Source organism: Solirubrobacter pauli (assembly GCF_003633755.1).
In the GTDB taxonomy this organism is placed as follows: domain Bacteria; phylum Actinomycetota; class Thermoleophilia; order Solirubrobacterales; family Solirubrobacteraceae; genus Solirubrobacter; species Solirubrobacter pauli.
On record NZ_RBIL01000002.1, the window covers coordinates 1538090 to 1555354 of the forward strand.

The following is a 17265-nucleotide window of genomic DNA, read 5'->3' on the forward strand; positions in this document are numbered from 1 at the left end:
ACGATGACCGAGATCGCCGCCCACCACCCGACGACCGCGACCGAGCCGGCGCCCGCCCGCGCGCGGCGCCGCAACGTCAAGGAGTGGTTCGCGGACCAGGACAAGCGCGAGCTGAGCCTGTGGGTGGCGCTGCTCGTCGTCGGCGTGATCGTGCGCTTCATCGCCCTCGGCGAGCGCGCGTTCCACCACGACGAGAGCCAGGACGCGTACTTCTCGTTCCTGTTCCGCGAGAGCGGCGACTACGAGTACAACCCGCTGCTGCACGGGCCGTTCCGCTTCTACCTGACGGCGCTGATGTACGTGCTGTTCGGCGACTCGGACTTCACGGCCCGCCTCGCCCCCGCGCTGATGGGCGCGGCGATGATCCCGATGTGCTGGGGCCTGCGCAGCCGCACGCTGCTCGGGCGCGGCGGCGCGTTCGCCGCCGCGGTGTTCCTCGCCTTCGGCCCGAGCTTCCTCTACTTCAGCCGCTTCGCCCGCGAGGACATCTACTTCGCGTCGCTCTCGCTCGCGCTGATCGTCGTGATCTGGCGCGGCATCGAGCACCCGCGCAAGTACCACCCGGCGGTCATCGGCGTCCTGCTCGCGTTGCTGTTCGCCACGAAGGAGACGACGTTCATCTCGCTGTTCGTGATGGGCACGTTCTTCCTGTTCTGCTTCCTGATCCCGGACTGGCGCCGCACGATCCTGCGCGCGCTGACGATCCCGGGCTGGGACGGCTGGGGCTGGTTCGTGGCCGCGTTCGCGGGCGTCTTCACGCTGCTGTTCACGACGTTCCTGACGCACCCGGGCGGGCTCTACGACGGCGTCGTCACCGGCCTCGACTACTGGCTCGGCCAGCACGAGGTGCGCCGCGGCGGCGAGTCGCCGGCGTTCTACAGCTTCATCCTCGTCACGATCGAGTGGCCGATGCTGATCCTCGGCGCGATCGGCGCGGTCTCGCTGTGGCGGCGCAACGCGATCTTCTCCGCGTTCCTGCTCTGGGACTTCTTCCTCAGCCTGGCCGTCTACTCGTGGGCGGGCGAGAAGTTCGCGTGGCTCGTGCTGCACCCGCTGCTGCCGGGCATCCTGCTCGCCGGCGTCGGCATCCAGGCGATCTGGCAGGCCCGCGGCGGGCTGAAGGCCGCCGGCCTCGCGTTCGCCGGCGTGGCGCTCGTGTACGTGTTCCTGAGCTCCTGGTGGGTGAACCACGACCGCGGCACCGACCCGCGCGAGTTCCTCGTGTCCACGCAGTCCGCGACGCAGGTCAAGCAGGTCGCCGACCAGGTGCAGGCGCTGGCGGACAGCCGCGGCCCGGGCGCGACCCCGCTGAGCATCCTGGTCGACTCCGCCGAGGGCGCGACGTTCCCGTACGCGTGGTACTTCCGCCACCTCGGCCCGAACTACCTCGACATGCAGCAGGAAGGCGCGCAGCCGCCGACCGCCGACGTCCTGATCCTCACCGACGCCAGCAAGGCGCGGATGGAGCAGGCCGGCCAGCTCGCGCCCTACGACGGCCGCCAGTTCGACTTCCGTGTCTGGTGGGTCCGCGACTACCCCGCCGGCGTGAACGTCGGCAACCTCTTCCGCTACATCACGCAGCGCAAGGTGTGGAACCCCACGGGCGGGATGAAGGAGTGGCTCTACATCAAGCGGTGATCCGCCAGACGGACGTGCCGTCTTGCGAGAACACCCGGTCGCCGAGCTGGTCCCACTTCGGCGTGCCCGCGTCGCCGTAGGTGGTCTGCTCGATCGGGCCGACCACCACGTACCGCACGCCGTAGCGGCCGAGCAGCGCGCGGGCCTGCGTGACGTCGGTCGTCTGGTAGAGCGCCTGGATGTCGGCCGAGCGCGTGCCCGGGTCGTGCTGCCACTGCACCTCGTGGCCCGCCCAGCCCATCACGGTCGGGCGGCCGCTGAAGGTGGAGATGCGCGCGTGTCCGAACGCGCTGTAGTCCTCGCCGAACGCCTCGAGCACGACGGCGTCGCCGTCCGTGTGATCGCGGATCCACGCGATCGCCGCCGGGTCGCCCGGTGAGCTCGCCTTCAGCCAGCGCAGGCCGTCGAGCGTCGGGCCGTTCGCGTAGCCGCCGGTGCGCGCGTAGCCGCCCGCGTACGGGTAGACGAGGCCGAGCACGAGCAGCACCGCCATCCCGCTCGCCCACACGGGCCAGCTCCAGCGCGGCAGCCACACGGCCGCCCACGGCAGCGCGACGCCCGCGGCGAGGCCGAGGACCAGGTAGGCCTGGTAGCCGGCCTTGAAGACCGTGTTCATGCGCTCGAGCGCGCTGTTGTCGAACGCGTCGCGCAGGTAGAGGAGCTCGGGGACGAGCAGCAGTGCCGCGCCGCCCGCGACCAGCACCCAGAGGAAGCGCGCGGGCTGTGAGAGGCCTCGGTCCAGCGCGGCGAACACGCCGACCAGCAGGCCGGCGGCCATCACCGCCGCGCCCGTGAGGTTCTTCGCGGTCAGCAGCACGCCGAAGACGAGCGCCGCCGCGAGGCCCCAGCCGGCCCACCGCCAGGGATGACGGGCGTCGAGCAGGCGGCGCGCGAACAGCCCGATCAGCGGCCACAGCAGGATGCCGTAGATCAGCGCGTGGTCGCCGAGCCAGTGCTTGAAGTCCCGCCGTGTCTCGACGACGCCGAGCACGCCGTCCCGCGACTCGGGCTCGAAGTCGAGCACGAACGGCAGGATCAGCGCGATGCTGGCGACGAGCACCACCGCCAGCCACACGATCGCGTAGCCCGTCCGCCCCTTGGCCTCCGGCGTCCGCAGCCAGATCACCACCGAGGCGGCCAGCAGGCCGGCGGCGACCGGGTACGACCACGAGTTGATCGCGTACAGCATCCCGATCGCCAGCGCCGCGGCCAGCGCCTCGCTGACCGAGCGCCAGAGCGCGTCGCCGCGCGGCCCCGCGAGCGCGATCTGCATGGCGAACGCGATCGCGAGCACCGTGAACGGCAGCGCGATCACGTGCGCGTGCAGGTCGCCGAGGATGAACGAGAACGACGGGAACTCGTTGATCGTGTCCGGGATCACGCGCGAGGGGTCGAACCACGCGTAGTCGGTCGGCGGGTCCTCGGCCTTGATCCACGCGCGGACGCCGGCGAGGTTGCCGAGGATGGCCACCAGCGCGGCCGCCACGAGCCCGGCGAGCACCGGGCCGCCGCGCGGTGCCCGCTCCCCCAGCGCGGTGCGGGCCGCGGCCCACAGCGTGCCGGAGAACGTGTAGACGGCGGTCGCGGTCAGCGCGAGCAGCAGGCCCCAGGACAGCAGGTAGCCGGCGTCCGGGCGCAGCGAGAGCAGCTGCAGCGGCCACGCCAGCGCGACGTGCCCGAGGTAGTAGTAGTTGAGCGTCTCGCCGCTCATCCACGGGTCGTGCGGCGGGAAGTGGTCGCTCGCGTTGATGGCGGTGATGAACGCCATGTCCATCGGCTTCTCGGTGTTCCAGACGTCGGGCGCGTGCGCCGCGAACAGCGCGCCTGCCGCGAACGTGGCCGCGAACACCAGCTCCGCGCCCCAGAACAGCCGCCGGCGCACCGGGTCCTGCGGAAGCGCGAGCCGGCGCAGTCGCTTGGAGCCCGCATCCGGGTCCAGCGACCGCAGCCGCAGCCCCACCAGCACGCCGGCGACCGCCACCAGCGTTCCCGCGCCGATGATCAGCCCTTTGCCGTACGGCGCGATGTGCAGCGACCCGGCGATCCAGACGAGCCAGGTGACGAGCAGCAGCCCGAAGATCTTGCTGAACCCCAGCCCCGCGCCCGGAAGCCGGCCGAGGACGAGCGCGGTCAGCGGTGCGGCCGCCAGGCCCACCACCTCGATCACCAGGAAGAGCCCGAGCGCGTCCAGCATCGCGGCCGGGGAGAGTACCTTGGTCCGCCATGGCGCTCTACGACTCCATTGCCGATCTGCCGCTGAAACTCGAGTCCTACTCGCTCGAGCGGCTCGCCCGGATGGTCTCCTCCGGGTTCGAGCGCGTCTCGACCGTGTTCGTGCTCGAAGGCGGGGGCGAGACCGGCAAGGGCGAGGACGTCACCTACGAGGCCCCGGCCCAGGAGGCGCAGCTCGCGGCCGGCCCCGTGCTCGAGCTGGCGGGCGAGTGGACGTTCGACGCCTTCTCCGAGCACCTCGGCACGCTCGACACGTTCCCCGGCTACACGCCCGAGCAGCCCGTCTACCGCTCCTACCGGCGCTGGGGCCTCGAGTCGGCGGCGCTCGACCTCGCGCTGCGCCAGGCGGGGACGTCGCTGCACGAGGTGCTCGGCCGTGACGTGCAGCCGGTGACGTTCGTGGTCTCCAGCCGCATGGGCACGCCGCCGACGCTCGATCCCGTCACACGCCGGCTCGCCCGCTACCCCGACATCCGCTTCAAGCTCGACGGCACGCCGGACTGGACCGACGAGCTGATCGACGGGCTGGTGCAGACCGGCGCCGTCGACTCGATCGACTTCAAGGGCACCTACAAGGGCACGGTCGTCGACGCGGAGACCGACCCGGCCTTCTACCGCAAGATCGCCGAGACGTTCCCGGACGCCTGGCTCGAGGACCCGGACCTCGAGGACGAGGACGCCTTCAAGGCGCTCGCCCCGTTCCAGGACCGGATCACGTGGGACGCGCCGATCCACAGCGTGCAGGACATCCTGGCCCGCAAGGTGATCCCCCGGACGGTCAACCTCAAGCCGTCGCGCTTCGGCTCGGTGAAGGCGCTCTTCGAGGCGTACGAGTTCTGCGAGCAGCGCGGGATGGGCGCCTACGGCGGCGGTCAGTACGAGCTCGGCGTCGGCCGCGGCCAGGTGCAGCTGCTCGCCGCGATCTTCCACCCGAACGCGCCCAACGACATCGCGCCCGGCGGCTACGACGATCTCGATCCCGAGCCGGGCCTGCCGGAGTCGCCGCTGGACGTCGATCCGGCGCCCGTGGGATTTCGTAGGAACGTAGACTGAGAGTCCCATGCCGCCCAAGCCCCGCCAGGTCCGCATCGAATCCAAGTCGGCGATGAACGCCATGCAGCAGTTGGAGCAGCGCTCCGACGAGGAGCTGCTCAAGGAAACGCGCTTCAAGTCCGCTGCGCAGGCCATCCTCGGCACCCGCGCGGCGGAGCGGATGGACGCGGAGCAGGCTCGCGTGCACTTCCGCGCCGCGATCGCCGCCGCCCGCCCGCAGGAGCGCCTGCAGCTGCGCCGCATGGCCGAGGCGTCGCTCGCGCTCGCCGAGCGCCGCCCGGGCGACCTGAAGGCCGCCACGGAGAAGCTCGGCGGCACCCCGCCGACCAACCGCCAGCTGCTGATGCTGCGCGTGATGGGCATCATCGCGCCGCCCAAGAGCGCCGGCCTGCCGCGCCGGATCGGCGGCATCCTGCTCGTCGTGCTGTTCATCGTGGCCGTGATCGCGCTCGGCACGGGCATCGTCACGCTCATCTCGCTGCCGTTCGGCGGCGGCCTGGGTAGCGCGCGCTGGTTCTACGGCTTCCTGCTCGTGCTGGTGGTCCTCGCCGTGCTGGCCGTGCTCGGCCGGCGGCGCCAGCGCGCCGCACGGGCGCGGGTGGCCGAGCAACGCGCGTCGATGTACGGCGGCAAGCGGTAGCTCACATTCCCGGCAGCACATCCGTTGGAGTGGATGTGCTGCCACCGTTCTGGACCCTCGTCGAGACGCACGGGGACGAGTTGCTCGTCCACGCGCGTCGCCTGTCCGGCGACGCGGCCGAGGACGTCCTGCAGGACGCGCTCCTGCGTGCGCTCCGCGCGTACCCGAAGCTGCGCCACGCCGAGCACCTGCGCGCGTGGCTGTACCGCGTGACCACCACGACGGCGATTGACCATCACCGCCGCGTGCGCCGCGAGGTGCTGGTCGACGAGCCGCCGGTGGTCGCGTCCTACGACACGCACGACGACGACGACTTCGAAGGGCTCATCGCGCCCTTGAACGACACCGCGCAGGTGGCGCTCCGCCTGCGCTTCGTCGACGACCTCGACTACGACGGGATCGCGGAGCGGCTCGGCTGCTCCGTCGTGGCCGCGCGCCAGCGCGTCTCGTCCGCCGTCCGCACCCTCCGGGAGAGCTACGCATGAGCCCGCTGCCTGATTCGCTGCTGGAGTCCGTCGCGGCCGCCGCCGTCCGCGAAGGTCTCGCCGACGCGCTGTTCACGCGCCTGTCGACCCCGATCGGGCGGCTGCTGGTGGTCTCCGGCCCCGAGGGCGTCGTGCGGATCGCGTTCGACACCGAGGCCGAGGACGTGGCGCTGAGCGAGGTCGCGGCCGCGCTCGGGCCGCGCGTGATCGCGTCCGACCGGGAGATGGCCGCGTCGCGCGACGCGCTGTCGGCGTACTTCGAGGGCGGCGTGACGCCCGAGCTGCCGGTCGACCTGCGCCTGGCCGCCGCGCCGTTCCGGCGCGCGGTGCTCGAGCAGCTGCGGGCGGTGCCGCGCGGTGCGACCGTGTCCTACGGCGAGCTGGCCGCGCGGGCCGGCAACCCGAAGGCGGCGCGGGCGGTCGGCACGGCGTGCGCGCGCAACCCGGTGCCGATCATCGTGCCGTGCCACCGCGTGCTGCCGGGCACGGGACGGCTCGGCAGCTACCGGGGCGGCCCGGAGCGCAAGGCCGCCCTGCTGGAGCTCGAAGGGCTTACTGCTCTTCGACCGTGACGGACTTGATGATCACCTGGGCGGCGGGCATCCCGGTGTTCGGGTCCGCCTGGATGCCGCCGATCTTGTCGACGACGTCCATGCCCTCGGTGACCTCGCCGACGAGCGCGTAGTCCGGCGTCAGCTGGCCGGCGCCCGCGCCGGTGACGACGAAGAACTGGGAGCCGGACGTGCCCGCGGGCTCCTCGCCCGTCTTGGCCATGGCGACGATGCCCGGCGTGTACTGCAGGTCGCTCGGCGGGGCCTCCTCGACCGAGTAGCCGGGGCCGCCGCTGCCGGAGCCCGCCGGGTCGCCGCCCTGGATCACGAAGTCGGCGACGATGCGGTGGAAGTTCAGGCCGTCGTAGAACTTCTGGTCGGCGAGGTACTTGAAGGAGCCGCCGGTGATCGGCGCGCGCTTGGCGTCGAGGGTGATCTTGAAGTCGCCGCACGTGGTCGACACGGTCGCCACGTAGGTCTTGCCCTTGTCGAGCTTCTCCTTGGGCGCCTTCAGCGTGCCTTCCTCGCGCGGCTCCGGCGCCTCGACGTTCTCGCAGCCCTCGGGCAGGAACTCGTTGGCGGTGGGCGCCTCGGTCGTCGCCTCCGCGGTCGGCTCGGGGGTGGCGATGGATTCGTCGCCGCTCGACGCGTCGTCGCCGCAGGACGCGATCGCGAGTGCGAGGACCGGGGTGATGAGAAGCGCGCGGAGTCGGGACACGGCGGGCAAGGATAATGCGGCCCTTGCCCGTATCTGCCGCGGTTCGTCCGTATGACCACTTCCTCCTCGACCTCGACGGCACCCTCTGGGTCGGTGATGAAGCCCTGCCGGGCGCCGTCGACGCCGTCGCCGCCCTGCGTGAAGCGGGGAAGACGGTCCTCTTCCTCACCAACGACGTCCGTCACCCGCCCGAGGGGTTCGTCCGCAAGCTCTGGCGGCTCGGCTTCCAGGCCTCGCTGCCGGAGATCCTCAGCGTCGGCGCGGCCGTCCAGTTCGCGCTGGCGGAGCGGATCAGCGGCGGCACGGCGTACGTGATCGGCTCGCAGGCGCTCGTGGACCACGTCGCCGAGGCCGGCCTGCGGATCGTCAACGGCACCCCGTTCGCGCCCCGCGCGGACGTCGTGGTCGTCGGCGGCCACGACGCGTTCGTGTTCGAGGAGCTCAAGGTCGCGACCCAGGCGGTCCTCCGTGGCGCCGACCTGATCGGGGCGACCCGCGACGCGACCTTCCCGATGCCGGACGGTCCCTGGCCGGGCACGGGCGCGATCCTCGCGGCGGTGGAGGCGGCGACCGGCCGTCAGGCGTCGATGATCGTCGGCAAGCCCGAGCCGACGATGTACGACGCCGCCCGCGACCGCCTCGGCGAGGGCCGCATCCTCGGCGTGGGCGACAAGCTCGACTACGACATCGCCGGAGCGCGCCGGGCCGGCATGGACCAGGCGCTCGTGCTGACCGGCGGCGCGACCCGCGAAGACGCCGAGAGCGCCGAACCCCACCCCACCCACATCGCCGACTCGCTGGGCGCGCTCGTCCTACAGGAGGGCTGAGCCACTGGCGGCGCCGGCCGGGGCGAGCGCGTCGATCCGCGCCAGCGCCGCCGCGTCGAGGGTGATGTCGGTGGCGCGCAGGTTCTCGTCCAGGTGGGCCGGGGTGCGCGTGCTCGGGATCGGCACCAGGTGCTCACCCCGGTGCAGCAGCCAGGCCAGCGCGAGCTGGGCGGGCGTGATGTCCAGCTCGTCCGCAAGGTCGCGCAGCCGCGCGAACCGGTCGCGGTTGGCGGCGAGGTTCGCACCGGCGAAGCGCGGGTGATTCGCCCGGAAGTCCTGGTCGGCGGTGCGGACGTCGCCCGCGAAGAAGCCCGCCCCCAGGGGCGACCAGGGCACGAAGCCGACGCCCAGCTCGGACAGCACCGGCAGGAGCGCGCGCTCGGGGTCGCGCGTCCACAGCGAGTACTCGGACTGGACGGCGGCGAGCGGGTGCAGCTGGTGGGTGGCCAGGACCTGCTCCGCGGTGACGTTGCAGAGCCCCAGATGGCGGGCCTTGCCCTCCGCGACCAGCTCGGCCATCGCGCCCACGGTCTCCTCGAGCGGGACACCGGGGTCAGGGAAGTGCAGGTACCAGAGGTCGACGTGGTCGACCCCGAGCCGCCGCAGGCTCGCCTCGAGTGCGTCGCGGGCACGCTCGGGACGTGCGTCGACGCGGATCTCCTGCGCATGGTGATGGGTCAACGTGCGCCCGCCGTCGAAGACGATGCCCCACTTGGTCGCGAGCTGGACCTCGTCACGGCGGCCCGCGATCGCACGGCCGACGAGCCGCTCGTTCTCACCGGCGCCGTACGCGTCAGCGGTGTCGAGGAGGGTCGCTCCGGCGGTCACCGCGTGACGCACGGTCGCGAGTGCCTGCCGGTCGTCGGAATCGCCGTACATGCCGGGCACGAGGGCCATCGCGCCGTAGCCGATGTCCGACGTGGTCAAGGAGCCGAGGGTTCGCATGCCTCGATCGTCTCCCCCACGGCCGCTCGGCTCCACAGGACTCGCCGCGGCGTGGTATCGGTTTCACCGATGGCCGAGATCCGTCAGCTCCGCTACTTCCTCGCGGTCGTCGAGCACGGGAGCGTGTCGCGCGCCGCGGTGGAGCTGCACCTGAGCCAGTCGGCCCTGAGCGAGACGCTGCGCAAGCTCGAGGTCGAGCTGGGCGTGCAGCTGCTGACGCGCGGCGGCCGCGGCGTGACGCCGACCGCGGCCGGCGAGGCGCTCGCGGCCACCGGTGCGGAGGCGGTGCGCGCGTTCGACGCCGCGCTGGACGCGGCGCGCGGGCAGACCGGGCGGCTGCGGGTCGGCTTCGAGGCCACGGGCGCCGGCCTGCTGTCGACGCAGGCCCGCGCGCGCTTCCTCGCCCGCTTCCCGCACGTGCGCGTCGAGCCGCGCCGCTACGACTGGGGCGGCGAGGTCGCCGGGCTGCGCGACGGCGAGTGCGACGTCGCCTTCGTGTGGCTCCCCGCCGACACGACGGGCCTGCGGTCTGAGATCGTGACGACGGAGCGGCGGTTCGCCGCGCTGCCCTACACGCATCCGCTGTCCGGCCGCGCGGCCGTCGAGATCGACGAGCTCAACGCGGACCCGATCGTCTGGACGCGGCTCGCGCCCCGCTACTGGGTCGACTGGTGGGCCGTGAACCCGAGGCCGGACGGCTCGGCGCCGCGCTGGGGCCCGGAGAGCCAGAACGTCGAGGAGATGCTCGAGCAGGTCGCCGACGGCTCCGCGTACTGCATCGTGCCCGCGTCGATGACCGAGTTCTACGCGCGGCCGGACCTCGTCTGGGTGCCGATCGAGGACGTCGACCCACTGCGGATCGCGCTCGCCTGGCGCGAGCGCGACGCCAACCCGCTGGTGGCCGCGTTCGCCGCGATCGTGCGCGAGCTGACGGAGTGACCGTCTCGTGGGGGTACTAGCCTCCCCGGCCGTGATCGACGGCCCCGTCTGCCTGATCGTCAACCCGCACGCCGGTGGTGGGCGCGCGCTGCGCCTCCTCCCCGGGGTCGAGGCCGCGCTGCGCGGCCAGGGCCGGCCGTTCCGGGTGGCCGAGACGATGTCGATGCAGCACGCCCGTGAGCTCGCCCGGGAGGCGTGCGACAACGGGGACGTGGTGGCCGCGATGGGTGGCGACGGGATCGTCGGCGCCGTCGCGGGCGAGGTGCGCCACGGTGACGGCCTGCTCGTCGTGCTGCCCGGCGGGCGCGGGAACGACTTCGCCCGCAAGCTCGGCATCCCGTTCGACCCGGTCGAGGCCGCGAAGCTGCTGATCAGCGGCGTCGAGCGGCGCGTGGACCTGGCCGAGGCCAACGACACGGTCTACCTCGGCATCCTCAGCGCGGGGATCGACTCGGAGGTCAACCGGGTCGCGCTGGAGACGCGGCTGAAGCTCGGCACGTTCGTCTACACCTACGGGGTGCTGCGCGCGATCGCCCGCTGGAAGCCCGCCACCTGGACCGTCGCCGTCGACGGCGAGCCGCTCGACTTCCCCGGCTACTCGGTGGCGATCGCCAACTCGGGCGTGTTCGGCGGCGGGATGTACCTGGCGCCCGACGCGTCGCTCGAGGACGGCAAGCTGGACGTCGTGCTGATCGCCCAGCAGTCGAGGCTCCGCTACCTGCGCAACCTCCCCCGCGTGTTCAACGGCAGCCACGTCAAGGACTCCGCGTTCACGCTCATCCAAGGGTCCGAGGTCAGCTTCAGCGCCGACCGCCCGTTCACGGCCTACGCCGACGGAGACCCGATCGGCGACCTGCCGCTGACGGTGCGTGCACTGCCCGGCGCGCTGCGGGTGGTGGCGCCCAAGTGATCCGCCTCGCAGCCGGCGTCGCCGCCGCCAAGGCGGTCGGCACGCTCGCGCGCACCGCCGGGCGCGGCGGCGGCACCAGCCTCCCGGGGAAGGTGCTGACCCGCGTCGAGCCGCACGCGATCAAGCGGCTCGCGCAGCGGCTCGAGCGCGGCAACGTCGTCATCTCCGCCACCAACGGCAAGACGACCACCGCCGCGATGGTCGCGTCGATCCTCCAGCGCACGGGCGCCGAGCTCGTCCACAACCGGGCGGGCGCGAACATGGCGGGCGGCATCGCGTCCGCGCTCGCCGACGCCTCCCGCGGCGGCGGCCGCCGCCTGACCGGCAACTTCGGCCTGTTCGAGGTGGACGAGTTCTGGCTCGGCCAGGTCAGCGAGGAGCTCGAGCCGCGCGCGACGCTGCTCGGCAACCTCTATCGCGACCAGCTGGACCGCTTCGGCGAGCTGGAGATCATCGCCGACCGCTGGGCGACGATCGTCCGCAACCGCGCCGGGCTCGTGCTCAACGCGGACGACCCGCTCGTCGCCGACCTCGGGCGTCACGCCCCCGAGCCGACCTACTTCGGCGTGGACGACGACCGGCTCGCGCTCCCCGAGCTCCAGCACGCCAGCGACTCCAAGCACTGCCGCCGCTGCGGCCACGCGTACACCTACAGCGCGGTCTACCTCGCCCACCTCGGCCACTACAAGTGCCCGAACTGCGGTCAGGAGCGCCCGGAGCCGTCCGTGGTCGGCACGAACGTGCAGCTCAATGGCATCCGCAACGCGACGTTCGACCTCAACGGCCACCGCGTCGAGCTGCCGCTCCCGGGCCTCTACAACGTCTACAACGCGCTCGGCGCCGCCGCGCTCACGCTCAGCCTGGGCGTGGCGATCGAGGACGTCGTGCAGGGCCTGCAGGCCGTCGCGCCCGCCTTCGGCCGCGCCGAGACGCTGGACCTGGGCCGCCCCACGTCGCTGCTGCTCGTCAAGAACCCGGCCGGGGCGAACGAGGTGCTCAGGACCCTCGCGCTGGAAGGCCGGGAGCTGGACCTGCTCGGCGTCCTCAACGACCGGATCGCCGACGGCCGCGACGTGTCCTGGGTGTGGGACGCCGACTGGGAGCTGCTCGTCGGCAGCGTCCGGCACTTCACCGCCTCCGGCACCCGCGCGGCCGAGCTGGCGCTGCGGATGAAGTACGCGGGGCTGGACCCGGACCGCATCACCGTCGTCGACGACCTCGAGCAGGGCCTCGACCACGCGCTGTCCAGCGGCGACGGCCCGCTGTACGTCGTCCCCACGTACACCGCGCTGCTCGAGCTGCGCGAGATCCTCACCCGCCGCGGCCAGGCGGAGGCCTACTGGCGATGACCCCGGAAGTCGCCGTCTGGCACGACGTGGAGTGCGGCCGCTACGAGGCCGACCTGCCGCTCTGGAAGGAGCTGGCGAGCGAGGCGCAGACCACGCTCGACATCGGCGCCGGCACCGGCCGGGTCGCGCTGCGCCTGGCCTACGACGGCCACGCCGTGACCGCGCTCGACATCGATGGTGACCTGCTGGCGGTGCTCACCGAGCGCGCCACGGAGTCCGGCCTGGCCGTCCCCACGATCACCGCCGACGCCACCGACTTCACGGTCGAGCGCCCGTTCGACCTGATCGCCGTCCCGATGCAGACCGTGCAGCTGCTGCCGGCGCGCGACGGCTTCTTCGCCTCCGTCCGGCGCGCGCTCGCCCCCGGCGGCCGGCTGGCGATCGCGATCGCCACCGAGCTGGAGGCCTACGACGGGGCGCCGCCGCTGCCGGCGCCGGACATCGGCCACGACGGCGGCTGGACGTTCATCTCGCAGCCCGTCGCGATCCGCGTCGACGACCACAAGGCCTCGATCGAGCGCGTGCGTCAGCGCGTCGGCCCCGACCAGGAGCGGATCACGACCGAGGACCTGATCGAGCTCGCGGTCGTCACCCCGGGCCAGCTGGCCGAGGAGGCCGCCCAGCACGGCCTCGAGGCCGAGGAGCTGCGTCACATCCCCGAGACGCTCGAGCACGTCGCGAGCCAGGTGGTGCTCTTCCGTGGCTGACGTCCTGCGCGTGTGCGCGCTCTATCCGGACCTGATGAACATCTACGCCGACCGCGGCAACCTGCAGCTGCTGCAGCGCCGCTGCGAGTGGCGCGGCCTCGGCTTCGAGCTGAGCGGCGTCGGCCTCGGCGACTCGCTCGACCCCGACGCGCACGACCTCTTTTACGTAGGCGGCGGTCAGGACCGCGACCAGGCCCTGTGCGCCGAGGACATGGCGTCCGACAAGCGCGAGGCGCTGCACAAGGCGGCCGACGACGGCAAGGTCATCTTCGCCGTCTGCGGCGGCTACCAGCTGCTCGGCCACGCCTACGACCTGGACGGCACCAAGCTGCCGGGCGTCGGCCTGGTCGACCTGGAGACCGTGCGCGAGGACGGCCCGCGGCTGATCGGCAACGTCGCCATCGAGGTCGAGCTCGACGGCACGCCGCACGTGCTCGCCGGCTTCGAGAACCACGGCGGGCGGACGCGCCTGGGAGCGCAGACGCGCCCGCTCGGCCGGGTCCTGAAAGGCCACGGCAACGACGGCCGCTCGGGCTTCGAGGGCGTCCGCGGCGGCGCCCACGGCACCGTCGTCGGCACGTACCTGCACGGCCCGCTGCTCCCCAAGAACGCGTGGTTCGCCGACTGGTTGACCGCAACGGCCCTGCACCTGGCGGTAAGTGAGCTGGCACCGCTCGACGACCGTCTCGAGGACGCCGCGCACGCCGCTGCCCGGCGTGCTGCCGGTATCTGACTCGGTAGAGTCCCGCTTTCCCACCCCCGTTTCCGGGATTTCCTCTTGCCATCGACCAACTCCGCCCAATCCGAGGGGCCGTCCGGCTACCGCCAAGCGGTCGAGCTCGAGTTCGCCGAAGCGACCAAGCGCTACCCGGGTTCGGACGCCGCCGCCGTCGACGGCCTGAGCCTGACCGTCCCCGCGGGCGAGATCTGCGTGCTGGTCGGCCCGTCCGGGTGCGGCAAGACCACCGCGATGCGGATGGTCAACCGGATGATCGACATCACCGGCGGCGACATCCTCGTCGGTGGGCGCAGCGTCAAGGACCGCGACGCGGACGAGCTGCGGCGCGAGATCGGCTACGTGATCCAGCAGATCGGGCTGTTCCCGCACAAGACGATCGCGGACAACATCGCGACCGTCCCGCGGCTGCTCGGCTGGGACAAGGCGAAGGTCGACGCGCGCGTCCACGAGCTGCTCGACCTGATCGGGCTGCCGGCCGAGATGGCGCAGCGCTACCCGGCGCAGCTGTCCGGCGGCCAGCGCCAGCGCGTCGGCGTGGCCCGCGCCCTCGCCGCCGACCCGCCGCTGATGCTGATGGACGAGCCGTTCGGCGCGATCGACCCGATCAACCGCGAGCGGCTCCAGAACGAATTCCTGCGCCTGCAGGCCGAGATCCGCAAGACGATCGTCTTCGTCACGCACGACATCGACGAGGCGATCAAGATGGGCGACAAGATCGCGATCCTGCAGGTGGGCGGCAAGCTCGCCCAGTACGCGAGCCCGTCGGAGATCCTGCTGCACCCGGCGAACGCGTTCGTCGAGGACTTCGTCGGCGCCGACCGCGCGCTCAAGCGGCTCGCGCTGCTGAAGGTGAGCGACATCCCGCGCGATCAGCTCGGCAGCGCGAACGGCGGCCCGGAGATCGCGCTCACGCTGCCGCTGCGCGACGCGCTGTCGGACCTGCTCCAGCACGGCGCGCTGCACGGCCGCGTCGTCGACGAGCACGGCGCCGCGATCGGCTCGCTCACGGTCGAGACCCTCGCGAGGTTGGCGAAGTCTTGAGCCTCGTCCTGCTCGCCCAGCTCCAGCTCCGCGACCGGGAGAGCCAGCCGGCCACGTGCGTCGAGCGCAACGGGTTCTGCCCGGACTGGATCGCGGACAACTGGGAGCGGTACAAGACGCCGCTGATCGAGCACACCGAGCTGACGCTGATCAGCGTCGCGATCGGCTTCTTGATCGCCTTCGGCCTCGCGCTGATCGCGCACCGGCGGCGTTGGCTGATCCCGCCGATCACCCAGATCACGGGCATCCTCTACACGCTGCCCAGCGTCGCGCTGTTCTTCCTGCTGCTGCCGCTCACCGGCCGCGGCAAGACGACCGCGATCATCGCGCTGGTCGCCTACTCGCTGCTGATCATCTTCCGCAACGTGATCACCGGGCTCGAGGAGGTGCCGGAGGAGGCGCGCGACGCCGGCCGCGGCATGGGCCTCACGCCGCGCCAGCTGCTGTGGCGCGTCGAGCTGCCGCTGGCGTTGCCGGCGATCATGGCCGGGCTGCGGATCGCGGTCACCACCACGGTCGGCCTGACCGCGCTCGTGTTCCTGGCCGGCGCGGGAGGCCTGGGCGAGGCGATCTTCGCGGACACGCAGTTCCGCTCGAACGTGGTCGTCGCGGGCGGGCTGTGCGTGCTGCTCGCGGTCGTGCTCGACCTCTCCGTGCTCGGCATCCAGAAGCTGATGACGCCGTGGACCCGCGGAGCGGCGACATGAGCGCGACGTTCGCCGCCCTGGGCGAGTTCGGGGACGCGATCTCGTTCATCTTCACCGAGCGCGAGAACCAGCGCGGGTCGCCGGTGGGCGGCGCGCAGAACCTGCCGCTGCTGTGGGAGCACCTCAAGCTCACCGCGGCGGCGATGGGTCTCGCGCTCGTCATCGCGCTCCCGCTCGGCCTCATCCTCGGCCACACCGGCCGCTTCTCGTTCCTGGCCATCAGCACCTCGAACGTCGGCCGGGCCGTGCCGAGCGTCGCGTTGATCGCGTTGTTCATCGCGTTCTTCCCGAGCAGCCCCGAGTTCCTGAACGTGACGCTCGCGCTGGCGCTGCTGGCGATCCCGCCGATCCTGACCAACGCCTACGTCGGCGTCCGCCAGACCGACCGTGACGCGGTGGACGCCGCGCGCGGGATGGGGCTGAGCGGCGCGCAGGTGATCCGCCAGGTCGAGCTGCCGCTGGCGCTGCCGCTGATCTTCGGCGGCATCAAGACGTCGACGGTCAACGTGATCGCCACCGCCACGATCGCGCCGCTGGTCGGCGTGGTCACGCTCGGCGACCCGCTCGTGGCCGCGTCCGTGTACGGGCGCGAGGGCCAGATCGGCGCCTCGATCATCGTCGCCGCGCTGGCGATCGCCGCGGAGGTCGGCCTCTCGGCCGTCCAGCGCGCGGTGACGCCCGCCGGCATCAAGCTTGCGCGCGGTCCCGAGGACCGTGCGCGCACTCGCTTCGGTCTTTCCAAGAGGAGGATTCAGACAGCACCATGAGACGTGCCCCCTACCTACTCGCGACCGCCTTCGCCTCGCTCGCCCTCGGCCTCGCCGCCTGCGGTGACGAGGAGGAGCCGGCGACCCCCGCCGGCGAGACGGAGGCCACGCCCTCCGCGACCGCGGAGGCCAGCGGCCAGATCACCAGCAACCCCGACAACGCGAAGATCACGCTGACGATCGGGTCCAAGAACTTCACCGAGCAGAAGGTGCTCGGCGAGATCTACGCCCAGGGCCTCGCGGCCGCGGGCTACACCACCAAGACCGACTTGAACCTGGGCGACCAGGACGCCGCGCTCGCGGCGCTCAAGGCCGGCGAGATCTCCGCCTACCCGGAGTACACCGGCACGGCGCTGACCGTGTTCTTCGGCAAGGACGCGGCGGACCTGCCGAAGGACCCGCAGGCCGCCTACGAGGAGGCCAAGGCCGACTTCGAGAAGGAGGGCCTGACGGCCTTCCCGCCGACGCCGTTCACCTCGTCCAACGAGGTCGCGGTGACCAAGGAGACGGCCGACAAGTACGGCCTGAAGAACATCTCCGACCTCTCGAAGGTCGCGGACCAGCTCACGCTCTACGGCACGTCCGAGTGCCGCAAGCGCATGGACTGCCTGCTCGGGCTCGAGGAGGTCTACGGCCTCAAGTTCAAGAAGTTCACGCCCGTGTCCCCGGACCAGCGCCACGAGGTGCTGCAGTCCAGTCGCGCCGACGTGTCGATCGTCTACACGACCGACCCGCAGATCAAGCGCAACAACGAGGTCCTGCTCGAGGACGACAAGGGCATGTTCCCGCCGTACAACCCGGTGCTCGTCATGAAGGCCGAGACCGCCGAGCAGGCGGGCCCGGACCTGGCGAAGACGATCGACCTGATCCAGAAGCCGCTGACCGACGACGCGATGCAGGAGCTGGACGCGCGCGTCGACCTGGACAAGAAGGAGCCGGCCGACGTCGCGAAGGAGTACCTGAGCGAGACCGGCCTGGTCAAGTAGGACCGAGGGGGCTGCCGCCCCCTCGCGACTC

At 72.1% G+C, this 17265-nt stretch carries 18 protein-coding genes; 15 read left to right on the plus strand and 3 right to left on the minus strand.

The annotated features are described in order from the left end of the window. Positions 1-3: 3 nt before the first annotated feature. Positions 4-1638 (plus strand): flippase activity-associated protein Agl23, encoded by a 1635-nt coding sequence (locus C8N24_RS26875; protein ID WP_121255957.1) that lies wholly within the window; start codon positions 4-6, stop codon positions 1636-1638. On the opposite strand, the gene C8N24_RS26880 is transcribed toward C8N24_RS26875, so the two are convergent. Continuing rightward, positions 1628-3832 carry a DUF2298 domain-containing protein gene (locus C8N24_RS26880; protein WP_121255959.1) on the minus strand — a complete coding sequence of 735 codons (2205 nt, stop codon included), beginning with the start codon at positions 3830-3832 and terminating at the stop codon, positions 1628-1630. The genes C8N24_RS26875 and C8N24_RS26880 overlap by 11 nt on opposite strands. 29 nt (positions 3833-3861) lie before the next feature. Here C8N24_RS26880 and C8N24_RS26885 point away from each other — a divergent pair, with 29 nt between their 5' ends. The 4 genes from C8N24_RS26885 to C8N24_RS26900 are packed head-to-tail and all read left to right on the plus strand — an operon-like array spanning position 3862 to position 6620. Then, entirely contained in the window at positions 3862-4923 is a 1062-nt protein-coding gene (locus tag C8N24_RS26885; RefSeq protein WP_121255961.1) for an enolase-like domain-containing protein, read from the plus strand. A gap of 7 nt (positions 4924-4930) precedes the next feature. Next, the gene (locus tag C8N24_RS26890) at positions 4931-5563 is read left to right on the plus strand and encodes a hypothetical protein (protein WP_121255963.1); all 633 of its coding nucleotides are present in this window, start codon (positions 4931-4933) and stop codon (positions 5561-5563) included. Positions 5564-5592: 29 nt separating this feature from the next. Next, positions 5593-6048, plus strand: a complete 456-nt coding sequence (locus tag C8N24_RS26895) for an RNA polymerase sigma factor (RefSeq protein ID WP_170179449.1) — start codon at positions 5593-5595, stop codon at positions 6046-6048. Further along, complete coding sequence (locus C8N24_RS26900) at positions 6045-6620, plus strand: methylated-DNA--[protein]-cysteine S-methyltransferase (RefSeq protein ID WP_121255967.1); 576 nt, start codon at positions 6045-6047, stop codon at positions 6618-6620. Before C8N24_RS26895 ends, C8N24_RS26900 begins: the two co-directional genes overlap by 4 nt. On the opposite strand, the gene C8N24_RS26905 is transcribed toward C8N24_RS26900, so the two are convergent. Further along, entirely contained in the window at positions 6601-7317 is a 717-nt protein-coding gene (locus C8N24_RS26905) for a peptidylprolyl isomerase (protein WP_170179450.1), read from the minus strand. The genes C8N24_RS26900 and C8N24_RS26905 overlap by 20 nt on opposite strands. A 23-nt stretch (positions 7318-7340) precedes the next feature. On the opposite strand from C8N24_RS26905, the gene C8N24_RS26910 reads away from it, so the two are divergent. Further along, entirely contained in the window at positions 7341-8144 is an 804-nt protein-coding gene (locus C8N24_RS26910) for an HAD-IIA family hydrolase (RefSeq protein ID WP_170179451.1), read from the plus strand. Here the strand turns inward: C8N24_RS26910 and C8N24_RS26915 are convergent. Then, a complete protein-coding gene (locus tag C8N24_RS26915) occupies positions 8130-9089 on the minus strand; it encodes an aldo/keto reductase (RefSeq protein ID WP_121255973.1) in 960 nt (319 codons plus the stop codon). The two genes, C8N24_RS26910 and C8N24_RS26915, sit on opposite strands and share 15 nt — an antisense overlap. A 69-nt stretch (positions 9090-9158) precedes the next feature. Here C8N24_RS26915 and C8N24_RS26920 point away from each other — a divergent pair, with 69 nt between their 5' ends. From C8N24_RS26920 to C8N24_RS26960, 9 genes are read left to right on the plus strand one after another with little or no spacing between them, the layout of a single operon-like run. Continuing rightward, on the plus strand, positions 9159-10028 hold the full coding sequence (locus C8N24_RS26920) for a LysR family transcriptional regulator (RefSeq protein ID WP_121255975.1): 870 nt from the start codon (positions 9159-9161) through the stop codon (positions 10026-10028). A gap of 31 nt (positions 10029-10059) precedes the next feature. Then, on the plus strand, positions 10060-10938 hold the full coding sequence (locus C8N24_RS26925) for a diacylglycerol/lipid kinase family protein (protein WP_245971978.1): 879 nt from the start codon (positions 10060-10062) through the stop codon (positions 10936-10938). After that, positions 10935-12287, plus strand: a complete 1353-nt coding sequence (locus C8N24_RS26930) for a Mur ligase family protein (protein WP_121255977.1) — start codon at positions 10935-10937, stop codon at positions 12285-12287. Before C8N24_RS26925 ends, C8N24_RS26930 begins: the two co-directional genes overlap by 4 nt. Then, positions 12284-12994: a class I SAM-dependent methyltransferase gene (locus C8N24_RS26935; protein ID WP_121255979.1), complete on the plus strand. Its 711-nt coding sequence runs from the start codon at positions 12284-12286 to the stop codon at positions 12992-12994. The genes C8N24_RS26930 and C8N24_RS26935 overlap by 4 nt, the downstream gene beginning before the upstream one ends. Further along, a complete protein-coding gene (locus tag C8N24_RS26940) occupies positions 12987-13727 on the plus strand; it encodes a type 1 glutamine amidotransferase (protein WP_121255981.1) in 741 nt (246 codons plus the stop codon). Before C8N24_RS26935 ends, C8N24_RS26940 begins: the two co-directional genes overlap by 8 nt. Positions 13728-13772: 45 nt before the next feature. After that, positions 13773-14774, plus strand: coding sequence for an ABC transporter ATP-binding protein (locus C8N24_RS26945; RefSeq protein ID WP_121255984.1), 1002 nt, complete (start codon positions 13773-13775; stop codon positions 14772-14774). Next, positions 14771-15481, plus strand: a complete 711-nt coding sequence (locus tag C8N24_RS26950) for an ABC transporter permease (RefSeq protein ID WP_121255986.1) — start codon at positions 14771-14773, stop codon at positions 15479-15481. The genes C8N24_RS26945 and C8N24_RS26950 overlap by 4 nt, the downstream gene beginning before the upstream one ends. Further along, on the plus strand, positions 15457-16248 hold the full coding sequence (locus C8N24_RS26955) for an ABC transporter permease (protein WP_245971979.1): 792 nt from the start codon (positions 15457-15459) through the stop codon (positions 16246-16248). The genes C8N24_RS26950 and C8N24_RS26955 overlap by 25 nt, the downstream gene beginning before the upstream one ends. Further along, on the plus strand, positions 16245-17234 hold the full coding sequence (locus C8N24_RS26960; protein ID WP_121255988.1) for an ABC transporter substrate-binding protein: 990 nt from the start codon (positions 16245-16247) through the stop codon (positions 17232-17234). The genes C8N24_RS26955 and C8N24_RS26960 overlap by 4 nt, the downstream gene beginning before the upstream one ends. Positions 17235-17265 lie beyond the last annotated feature (31 nt).

What these genes read in the sequence shown, in the direction of transcription:
- C8N24_RS26875 (WP_121255957.1), top strand. Translation starts at nt 4, where the DNA reads ATGACCGAGATCGCCGCCCACCACCCGACGACCGCGACCGAGCCGGCG.
- C8N24_RS26880 (WP_121255959.1), bottom strand. Translation starts at nt 3,832, where the DNA reads ATGCTGGACGCGCTCGGGCTCTTCCTGGTGATCGAGGTGGTGGGCCTG.
- C8N24_RS26885 (WP_121255961.1), top strand. Translation starts at nt 3,862, where the DNA reads ATGGCGCTCTACGACTCCATTGCCGATCTGCCGCTGAAACTCGAGTCC.
- C8N24_RS26890 (WP_121255963.1), top strand. Translation starts at nt 4,931, where the DNA reads ATGCCGCCCAAGCCCCGCCAGGTCCGCATCGAATCCAAGTCGGCGATG.
- C8N24_RS26900 (WP_121255967.1), top strand. Translation starts at nt 6,045, where the DNA reads ATGAGCCCGCTGCCTGATTCGCTGCTGGAGTCCGTCGCGGCCGCCGCC.
- C8N24_RS26915 (WP_121255973.1), bottom strand. Translation starts at nt 9,089, where the DNA reads ATGCGAACCCTCGGCTCCTTGACCACGTCGGACATCGGCTACGGCGCG.
- C8N24_RS26920 (WP_121255975.1), top strand. Translation starts at nt 9,159, where the DNA reads ATGGCCGAGATCCGTCAGCTCCGCTACTTCCTCGCGGTCGTCGAGCAC.
- C8N24_RS26935 (WP_121255979.1), top strand. Translation starts at nt 12,284, where the DNA reads ATGACCCCGGAAGTCGCCGTCTGGCACGACGTGGAGTGCGGCCGCTAC.
- C8N24_RS26960 (WP_121255988.1), top strand. Translation starts at nt 16,245, where the DNA reads ATGAGACGTGCCCCCTACCTACTCGCGACCGCCTTCGCCTCGCTCGCC.